Source organism: Desulfobulbus rhabdoformis, assembly GCF_016919065.1.
Lineage (GTDB): Bacteria > Desulfobacterota > Desulfobulbia > Desulfobulbales > Desulfobulbaceae > Desulfobulbus > Desulfobulbus rhabdoformis.
Window position 1 is genome coordinate 1 of record NZ_JAFFQA010000084.1, and the last position, 8,429, is coordinate 8,429.

Consider the following 8,429-nt stretch of genomic DNA (forward strand, 5'->3'; position numbering starts at 1 on the left):
TATGGTAATCTTTTCCATCCGTGCGATATCTCTCTTGCGTGTTTTTACGATGGTTGTAATTTGATTCGCCATGACGCCTCCTTGTAAGTTACTGTTTTTCTTACAAAAAGGCGAAAATCGCTAACTCATTAATATGTCAAGATAAATTTAGATTTACCCGATAATTTTTATAAAAGTTTACGAAAGCTGAATACATTTTGTCCGCTATTACTGGGTTTGCGGCTGCACCGGGAATTGCTGATATAATGGCAAGATAAAATAGCTTCTGTACTTTATCAGGATATTGGGCATCGCCATTGAAAATCTGAACCACGAAAAATCCTATTATCAGGAGGGTACAGATCCATAGGACCAGTCTGATTCTATGCGGGATATTAAACATGTTCGCCTCCTCATGATTGTTACGAATTTATGATAACATTTCGGAAATACTTAGACTAAACACATACGACTTGGGTATAAAATGGAAAATTTACCGGCTATAGGCTCAGCTATTCCCGTTTTACCCAGAAGCCCTGCAAATGCGTGTGTTTACAGATAAGCTTTTCGCAAACTTTTCGGGCTATCCAAAAGGATACACCTCCGTAAATAGCTAACTTGACAATATAAAACAAATTGGGATAATCAAAAAAACATTTGACATCCCGCGAGGTGTTAAACCACTTTTTCAGTGTAACATTAACATCTTACAAGGAGAAACATATCTCGACCCTCAAAAATTTTTTCCGCCGTAACCGCCAAGCAAACCAAACATTGAATAAGATCAAGATGCGTTCTCATTTAAATGCCAATGCCTTATTTGCCCTTATCCGTGAGGATCAGCAAAATGTGCCCGACCACCGAGCTGCTGCCAATGCATCGATCCCACTGGACGACGCACTGATGAGTGGTTTTGCCATGTTTTCACTCAAGGCTCTTCGTTGCTGTCGTTTGATGAACGACGGCTTGAGCAGCTTGAGCGCCTCCACGGTGTCTATGAGGTAGGAATAATCGCCAGCGTTACCCAAATGTGAACCATCCTGGATGAGATTGTTCCGGCTTTACTTCGGCGACCGTTCCGCACAATTTTTCACCAACTGCAGCGGGGCAAGGTCATGCCGAAAATGACCTGCCTTGGCGAATATCCTGCTCAACAAGGCCAGCGAGGGCCAGTTGCTGGTTAACTTCCTTGAGCACTGGGAAGTTGAAACCAAGGGCGAAGAGGTAGTTATTCGCGATCGGTTCAGCGGGGGCACTGATCTTGAGCCCCCCGGGCAAAGTCATGGAACTCAAGCGTTGCGGCCGCGCCCGCTGGCGGATTGAAAACGAGACCTTCAACACCTTGAAAAATCAGGGTTATAACCTCGGGCATAACTATGGTCTTGGGAAAAAACAATTGAGTGCCGTTTTTATGCATCTGATGTTACTCGCTTTTTTTGTTGGCCAGGTCCAGCAGTTTTGCTGCCCGCTGTTTCAAGCGGCCAGGGCAAAGGAGTAGTAACAGGTCCCTCTGGGAGCGAATGCGTAACTATTTTCACACGTTTATCGCCCCTCCCATGGAGATAATTTTACGAGTGATTGCCTATAGATTTGAGCATCCACGTTGCCCGACATTTGATTAGCGGCAAACAGGCGGCATACAATTTGTGAAAGATCAGGAGCCTACCGAAAAATACCAACAGCAGGCCTGCCGGATAACTCCGCCAAAAAAAGTAGGTTGTCGTAAATTTGGAGCAAAACAACTGCGTCGCTTAAAGATTTCGCCTTTGAGAGGCAACATTTTGCTGTCAAGTGCCGCTCCAAAGAAAATTTACGCAGTAATCTGCCCAAACCGGGCGTGGCTACAATAGGCTGTACTGGAATTGTATTGTTTAATAAATGAGCAATACCAAGCCGATCACTTATGGTCTTTAGGCTCACTCAAGTTTATCTAAGAATAGCATCCAATAACAAAGGAAGTCAACGCCTTTACTGGCAAGGGCTACACGCCACATAATAGACATAGTCCACACTAACGAAAAGGCTAACACCGGTTTCAGCTGCGTTGCCCAGAGCGAGGAACGAGCGGCGGGTAACGTCCAGCTAAAAACACTCGTGTACGCTCGGCATGGGCGTGATCTTATGGTGGGTAAGTCCCCTGTACGTCCCCCCTGTTACTGCCTTGATGACAGGAACATAAATATTAGGCGAAAGCAGGTAAGCGCTTACCTGGTCTAGAAAATACGGTAGATGTCAAGGTCGTGTCGCGACCGATAACGTCCTTATCCGGGGAGGCCTGTCCAGTATGCGGTCAAACTTCCGTTAAAAAGCGTTATGCATGGCAAAGTGTCTGGCATCCTGGTAGGAGTCAGCAGAGGTCATAGTAGTTCGCCGCCAGCGGACGAGAACAACCCTAGAGAAGGGAAAGGGATCGCCATGCTCGATCGGGTGCATCCGAAGCTTATAGGATTATTTTATCCGTCGAATCCTCTTTGAGCGTGATGCTCGCTGCTGCTTTGCGTTTTGCGCTCCTACTCATCGAAAAAGGAATCAAATTTTGAGTCGTACTTGGCGCAACGCAGTTTGAGGATGTTGTTTGCGTAATCGACTTTCCACCAGGCACCGGACCTTTTGAGGCGAATATTACTAATGAACGTATTGGCTCTTTCAATCGCTCCACTGCCAAGCGGGTACCCACCTCGCTGCAAACGACCATACTCGATTCTGCCTTTGTTCTTTTTCAGGTAGTTTACCAACTTAGTTCTCTCTGTTTCCGCAGCGGCTGTTTTGCATTTCATCCTGTTCAAGCCAGCGATGACATGAGAGGCATTGTGGTGAAAAAGTCGGACCTTGGTTTGCTCTATCCACTCATTGGCTTTTTTCGATCCAGCAAAATGATGTTTGGCAAAATCGTGGAGGTGTTCCGAGCAGTGGAAATAATCAAGGACTTGGCGGCAGGTAGGAAAAAAATCTTTGACGCAGTCCCATATCCAATCCATCACCTACAAAACCCTTGTCTTCTGTCCTTATGGGGACCATGGCACCGTCAGCAGAAAAGACAGAGCTGGCCTCCTATAGTTCACCTCCGAGATATTTTCTATGATTTTAGATATTTCTTGAGAGGTTGGAGATCTCCTCAAGGCTGATTTCAGCGGCGGCTTGCGTTCCATCCGCATATCCACGTCCTGATCCCTGGAGGCGGGATTGATCAACAGGCCAGGACCTGGAAAAAACTGTCTGAAAAATACCTATCGAGGTATTTGTACCGGGGAGTGATTGGAAAAAAAAGCATCGTTGCCGACACCAATAGTGAAGTGACCTTCAGGTACCGGGACAGTGTTACAGGGACCATGCAGAAGAGGACGCTTAAAGGAGAAGAATTTCTACATTTCCTTCTTCAGCATGTCCTGCCAAACGGGTTCAGGCGACTGCGCGAATATGGATTTCTGCACGGGAATACCAAGGAAATCTGTAGCTGGTCCAGTTGGTTATGCACGTCGTTATCAGGCCGCAGCCACCTCGCCCCCGACCAGCGTTTGCATGTCCGCACTGCGATCAACCGATGCGCATTGTTGTGCTATAGAAATGATTACCGCACGGGTGCATCCGATGTTTATGGCAAACGGCTTGTGAGGCACTCCCTGCAGGTGGCAGCCTAGGGGATGCAGACCTTTTTTATAGTGGCGAGCTTTTTAATCCCATAACTGTCGGATGCTCCCTTACCGCACCCCCGGCTACCCCCTCATCAAGGCAGCGCTACCCCATCAAGGTTAGGGGAGGAGGATCTCCCTTTTATGAAACAGTGCACCATTTTTTGACGCCTGAGGCAGGCGAATGCATCCACGAGCCCTCAGATCGATGCTGCCATTCCGGCAGTGCTTCCAATAAACTCCAGAAAAACATTTAGTTCCTTTGAGGGGCCGGGCTTGTGCCCCCCGGATAAGATTGTGATTTGTTCGTGCCTCACTCACACAATCTATCCTTATTCGCTGGACTTTTATCATTGATTAATTAGCCGATAGGCAACTTTAACTCTTGCTCGAATTGGTATTTTCCCAAGAGCAAATGAACCTCCGAGACTGTGTGGTTCATCCCTTGAACTTGCTTCATTAACTATTAGAATATTCTGATTCATAGGAATTTTATCGAATGATAAATCTTCTTCGATTAACAATGGCTCTGCAATGGAAGCGTTCAAAGCATTTGCCATCGTGATTGCTTTTTCTTTCGCAGCTAATAAGGCCTTTCCCCTTGTTTTACTATGGAATTCAATTCGCTGAGAGTGGTCATAACTCACATTTTCAATGGATACATTTTTAATATTTGCTAATCCTGACCAAAGTTTTTTATACTTATCAAATGCGGTTAGCGTGAAAGATACTTGGGTAGAAGCAAAATAGCCTTCTCTTACCCTTGAGTTGTTCTTATATCCCCAATTTTCACCGAACTGCATTCTGGAAGTCTGAATATCATCAATGTCAATACTGGCCTTGCCAAGAAAGATTATAACAGATTTTACTATTTCAGAATGCTGTTTTGCCACTGTCTCTACGCTAGAAGCTTTATTTGTAACATTAAGAGTCCAAAACATTTCATCTGGGGTGATTTCCAATACTGATGTTCCATATACAACTATATGTGGCAATTCAATATCAGTCGCCAATGCTGGTATAGAGAAAAGCAAAACAAGCACGATTGCTGAAAAAATAGTTTTCATATTATTTCCTTTTTGTAGCCCAACGGGGTGGGATGGCTGTAGGCCAAGTGAGCGCCAGCGACGCGGTTCGACTTAATCGCGGAGCTGACCCATCGCCGTGAGCCGCGCAAGCAAGCGCAGCTTGGCTGTTGGGCGCGCGGTGTCTGGTCAAGCTCTTTGTCGAGTAAACAAGGGGAACTTCCCCTCAAGCTTCTCACAGAACCCTACGTGGACCTCTCGACTCATAGAGTTCTTATCATTCAGTCAAGCACATAGCAGACTCCAGTGAACAAAGTAATTTGGGCTTTCACTTTTTAAGCGCTTCATCCAATTATCGGCGTTCTTGAAGTTGCTTCCTTGCTTCTTGTATTTCCCGATCCCCCACCGGTAAAGCGGCTTATCAAGATGATGATGCACAAGGAAGAGTAATTCCGGCTGAAAGAATGCACCATAGAATTCAATCCAGCCACGTACAACAGGATTGATCTCTTGGGCAACCTCTTTCACAGAGAGAGATCTCTCTTTTTGTGCAGACACCACTGCCTTATTTCTGAATAAATTAATTTCTTCGACTTGGGGGAAATCGCTGGCGAGAAGTTAACAAAATATTTGCCACATCTGTTTCGAGAAAGTCTCGATCCACAGCTTTCGTCACAGCTTCGCTACTCACCTGCTCGAGGCCGGCATGAGCCTGCGGCATATCCAGGCATTGCTTGGGCATGCCAGTCCCACAACCACGGCCCGTTAATTTCATGGTGACATTCACCTTGCCCTACCAGCTTCATCCCTTAGCTTATCGTCACTAGAAAGATGTCTATTCGTTGATGTTTCGCTGTGCTTTTCTTTTCAGCGGACGCGGCTTTTTGCGCTCCGCTGAAAAAGCCTTGTTATACTATATCGTTGTTACACCTAATGGTAAGACGCAACATGTCCATAAGCTGAATACCATTTTCAAATATTGGCTCGTCGTAATTTTTAAGAAAAAAGTCTCGGTCAATGCTTGTGACCCGAAAGCCTTGTCTTTGGTAAAAAGAAAGTTGGTAGCCAAATGTACCTGTACCCACTTCCAACTGGCTCGCGCCAGTTCTCCGAAAAAAATCGATAACCCATTTCAAAAGTGCGGTGCCATTGCCGGATTGTTGATAATCTGGGTGTACTGCGATACTCATAAGTTCATGCACACCAGCCCCTCGGGGCTTAACTACGCATGCCCCCATAACAATCTCATTGCTCATGGCGACAAAGCACTTTGATTCTGGCAAATAGGAGCGAATATTCTCCTCCGAAGGGTCCGCGAGTAATAGAAGTTTCACTGGCGCATCAGTAGTCGGAATTTCTTGTATCAGCAGCGACATATTTGCATCCTGTTGTATAACGGTTACACGTAACCGGCCAGCGTGATTATTGAACGAAGCCGCTGCGTGGCAGAATAAAAAACAGTGTATACTCCTGTAAGAGTCTATTTTTCAAACACTTACAGCAAGGAGTATACTATGAAAAAATCGGCTGGATCATTCATAGCTGCCGGGAACTCAGCTATCGCGTTTTCCTTTTCACCACCTATTCCATGGGGCTTCGCCTGGAAGAGGCCTTATCTCTCCAGATCGGTGATATCGATACCAGCCACCTGAAGGTCCATATCCGTCGTGGCAAGGGCCACAAAGATCGCCTTGTCACGCTGCCAAATCGTACACTGGAAGCGTTACGGCTGCTGTGGCGCGAACATCAGCATCCGAAGTTGCTCTTTCCAAATTACCGTGGATCAATGAAAACGATCCGGCTGGCGACAACACACATGAACAATGGCGGTTCTCAGCAAGCTATGAAGGCCGTTGTCACCTCCTGTGGGATTAAAAAAAGTCTCGATCCACAGCTTCGCTACTCACCTGCTCGAGGCCGGCCTGAGCCTACGGCATATCCAGGCATTGCTTGGGCATGCCAGCCCCACAACCACGGCAGGGAGATGACCATGGATCTGGCCAATTTTGTTCACCAGCATTACGATGCCTTCATGGTTCGATTCGGAAAAATTCTTCTCCCGGACCAGCGGAAAGCCCTTGATGCTATCCTACGCGGCCGGACGCCTGCTTCCTGGGAAACTTCTACGTGCAGTGCCCTGACTGTCAGCATGGCCAGGGGCGACCACTCTCCTGCGGCAATCGGCATTGCCCACGTTGCCAAAATCACCTGACCAGTCTCTGGATCGACAAACAACAGGAAAAGCTCCTGCCTGTTCCCTCTTTCATGGTGACATTCACCTTGCCCTACCAGCTTCGTTCCTTGGCTTATCGTCACCAGAAAGATGTCTATTCGTTGATGTTTGGCTGTGCTGCAGATGTCTTGCGTTCATTCGCCCACAATGCAAAATCCTTGGGTGCAGAGATTGGCAGCGGAAGCCCAGCCCTTATTCGCGATCCCCCCTCCATTCCTTAAGCAGAATTGCGTACTGCCGTGTATCAACGAAAATAGGACGCCCAGCACTGTCGTTCTCGAATGAAACGAACTCTTCAAAGGTGCCTTCATGTCGCATTCCGAGCTTTTCGCAAACACGCTGTGATGCGACGTTATCGTCTTCAACGTAGGCAAAGAGGCGGCGAGCAGACTTTGCCGCGAATAAATACTCAAACAGGGCTTGCGCTGCCTCGGTGGCCAGCCCCGCCCCACCAAACAGCGCATTAAAGTGCCACCCGACGGAAAACGTATCCGGTTCATCACCGGCAATCGCGAACAGGTCGCCGATAAGCTGACATGTACCCTTCAGACACACTGCGACATAGTCATCGCTATTGCGACGCTTTCTGACTTCCTTATGCGCAGCAACCATGTCCTCAAGTCTTTTTGGAAAAAAACAACTGACCCGAGGTTCATGCAGGTAGTCGAAGAGCCCGGAGGCATCTTCTGCCGTGAAGTTCCTAAGCAAGAGCCGGTTCGTCTCAATTGCTTTCATAAACTATTCGCTGGCGTTAGCACCGAAGCCTTTGAGCGGGCCTCCGTTTGATACTGGGGCATATGATGATTACCGGGGTGGGAATCCAGGGGCCCGTGGCCCGGAACAAGATTGATTGTCTGACTACACTTGCTCATTTTCGGTCGCCATGAACGTTGCTAATCAGCCGCGCGGCTTTTTGTGTCGGCTGATTTAGCTTTATTGGCATTTGTGCGTAACTCTGCAATTTTTTTTAACCCTATATTCTCTTGCATATCTAAAAAACCTAAACCCCTTACTATCTATGAAATAATTAATAGACTCGTCCCCCTTATCCAAATCTCTTTTTTCAAATAACTTGTTTTTATATGAATGATTTGCCAGATTTACGCTAACTTTTTGTTCGATAGAAGCTAATGCTCTTATTCTTCTTACAGCACTTCCCGTTATCCCGTAATGCCCTGTTTTTATGGGGTACGAGGGAATTGGTTTTCGTAAACTTTTAGAGAACATGCTTGGTTCCAAAACGGCTGCTCTCCGAGCGCCTCGGCAACGAGCTTAGACGCGATTAACTCATCAAAAATAAAAGAAAAATTAATCAGGAGTAGCGTATTTTTTTCTTGACAAAGGCTTGAAGGTGAAAATCGATTTTTTCATGGAATTACAACTAATTACATAGAGAATCGATTATGCAGTCACTGAAAAATTTCTCGATCAAAGCGTTACAACTGGTTGCACCGACGAACGGAAGTGCCGTGAACAAAACACTCCACGTGGACGCATTAATTCAAGCTATCAAAGCTGATTTTGGCAAACTTACCGATCATCGGGCCCAAAATGCCAAGATTG

General features: G+C 46.6%; 9 protein-coding genes and 4 pseudogenes. 6 read left to right on the forward strand and 7 right to left on the reverse strand.

Features of this window, described 5'->3' with window-relative positions:
* Positions 1 to 768 precede the first annotated feature (768 nt).
* Positions 769 to 984, forward strand: a complete 216-nt coding sequence (locus JWJ90_RS22025) for a hypothetical protein (protein WP_205229378.1) — start codon at positions 769 to 771, stop codon at positions 982 to 984.
* A gap of 108 nt (positions 985 to 1,092) precedes the next feature.
* Here JWJ90_RS22025 and JWJ90_RS22030 read toward each other — a convergent pair whose 3' ends face one another.
* Entirely contained in the window at positions 1,093 to 1,263 is a 171-nt protein-coding gene (locus tag JWJ90_RS22030; protein ID WP_205229379.1) for a hypothetical protein, read from the reverse strand.
* Here JWJ90_RS22030 and JWJ90_RS22035 point away from each other — a divergent pair.
* Positions 1,262 to 1,477 carry a hypothetical protein gene (locus JWJ90_RS22035; protein ID WP_240195106.1) on the forward strand — a complete coding sequence of 72 codons (216 nt, stop codon included), beginning with the start codon at positions 1,262 to 1,264 and terminating at the stop codon, positions 1,475 to 1,477. The genes JWJ90_RS22030 and JWJ90_RS22035 overlap by 2 nt on opposite strands.
* Positions 1,478 to 2,489: 1,012 nt before the next feature.
* Here JWJ90_RS22035 and JWJ90_RS22040 read toward each other — a convergent pair.
* The gene (locus JWJ90_RS22040; protein WP_205229380.1) at positions 2,490 to 2,957 is read right to left on the reverse strand and encodes a hypothetical protein; all 468 of its coding nucleotides are present in this window, start codon (positions 2,955 to 2,957) and stop codon (positions 2,490 to 2,492) included.
* 153 nt (positions 2,958 to 3,110) lie between these two features.
* Between JWJ90_RS22040 and JWJ90_RS24035 the strand changes: the two are divergent.
* A pseudogene (locus JWJ90_RS24035) lies at positions 3,111 to 3,617 on the forward strand (transposase); the annotation flags it as partial.
* Positions 3,618 to 3,958: 341 nt separating this feature from the next.
* On the opposite strand, the gene JWJ90_RS22055 reads toward JWJ90_RS24035, so the two are convergent.
* Together JWJ90_RS22055 and JWJ90_RS22060 are read right to left on the reverse strand one after the other, a co-directional pair.
* Positions 3,959 to 4,675 (reverse strand): SIMPL domain-containing protein, encoded by a 717-nt coding sequence (locus JWJ90_RS22055; RefSeq protein WP_205229382.1) that lies wholly within the window; start codon positions 4,673 to 4,675, stop codon positions 3,959 to 3,961.
* Positions 4,676 to 4,918: 243 nt separating this feature from the next.
* Positions 4,919 to 5,194 (reverse strand): group II intron maturase-specific domain-containing protein, encoded by a 276-nt coding sequence (locus tag JWJ90_RS22060; RefSeq protein ID WP_338032360.1) that lies wholly within the window; start codon positions 5,192 to 5,194, stop codon positions 4,919 to 4,921.
* Between the two features lie 85 nt (positions 5,195 to 5,279).
* Here JWJ90_RS22060 and JWJ90_RS22065 point away from each other — a divergent pair.
* A pseudogene (locus JWJ90_RS22065) lies at positions 5,280 to 5,402 on the forward strand (tyrosine-type recombinase/integrase); the annotation flags it as partial.
* Positions 5,403 to 5,541: 139 nt separating this feature from the next.
* Here JWJ90_RS22065 and JWJ90_RS22070 read toward each other — a convergent pair.
* Entirely contained in the window at positions 5,542 to 6,009 is a 468-nt protein-coding gene (locus JWJ90_RS22070; protein ID WP_205229384.1) for a GNAT family N-acetyltransferase, read from the reverse strand.
* 212 nt (positions 6,010 to 6,221) lie between these two features.
* Here JWJ90_RS22070 and JWJ90_RS23800 point away from each other — a divergent pair.
* Positions 6,222 to 6,461, forward strand: a pseudogene (locus JWJ90_RS23800) (tyrosine-type recombinase/integrase); the annotation flags it as partial.
* Positions 6,462 to 6,623: 162 nt separating this feature from the next.
* A pseudogene (locus JWJ90_RS24040) lies at positions 6,624 to 7,042 on the forward strand (IS91 family transposase); the annotation flags it as partial.
* A 16-nt stretch (positions 7,043 to 7,058) separates the two neighbouring features.
* Here JWJ90_RS24040 and JWJ90_RS22095 read toward each other — a convergent pair.
* On the reverse strand, positions 7,059 to 7,601 hold the full coding sequence (locus tag JWJ90_RS22095) for a GNAT family N-acetyltransferase (RefSeq protein ID WP_205229388.1): 543 nt from the start codon (positions 7,599 to 7,601) through the stop codon (positions 7,059 to 7,061).
* Between the two features lie 198 nt (positions 7,602 to 7,799).
* Positions 7,800 to 8,105, reverse strand: coding sequence for an MBL fold metallo-hydrolase (locus JWJ90_RS22100; RefSeq protein ID WP_205229389.1), 306 nt, complete (start codon positions 8,103 to 8,105; stop codon positions 7,800 to 7,802).
* Between the last annotated feature and the right edge of the window lie 324 nt (positions 8,106 to 8,429).

Coding starts and splice junctions, on each gene's coding strand:
- JWJ90_RS22025 (WP_205229378.1), top strand. CDS start 769: ATGCGTTCTCATTTAAATGCCAATGCCTTATTTGCCCTTATCCGTGAG.
- JWJ90_RS22035 (WP_240195106.1), top strand. CDS start 1,262: ATGGAACTCAAGCGTTGCGGCCGCGCCCGCTGGCGGATTGAAAACGAG.
- JWJ90_RS22030 (WP_205229379.1), bottom strand. CDS start 1,263: ATGACTTTGCCCGGGGGGCTCAAGATCAGTGCCCCCGCTGAACCGATC.
- JWJ90_RS22040 (WP_205229380.1), bottom strand. CDS start 2,957: ATGGATTGGATATGGGACTGCGTCAAAGATTTTTTTCCTACCTGCCGC.
- JWJ90_RS22055 (WP_205229382.1), bottom strand. CDS start 4,675: ATGAAAACTATTTTTTCAGCAATCGTGCTTGTTTTGCTTTTCTCTATA.
- JWJ90_RS22070 (WP_205229384.1), bottom strand. CDS start 6,009: ATGTCGCTGCTGATACAAGAAATTCCGACTACTGATGCGCCAGTGAAA.
- JWJ90_RS22095 (WP_205229388.1), bottom strand. CDS start 7,601: ATGAAAGCAATTGAGACGAACCGGCTCTTGCTTAGGAACTTCACGGCA.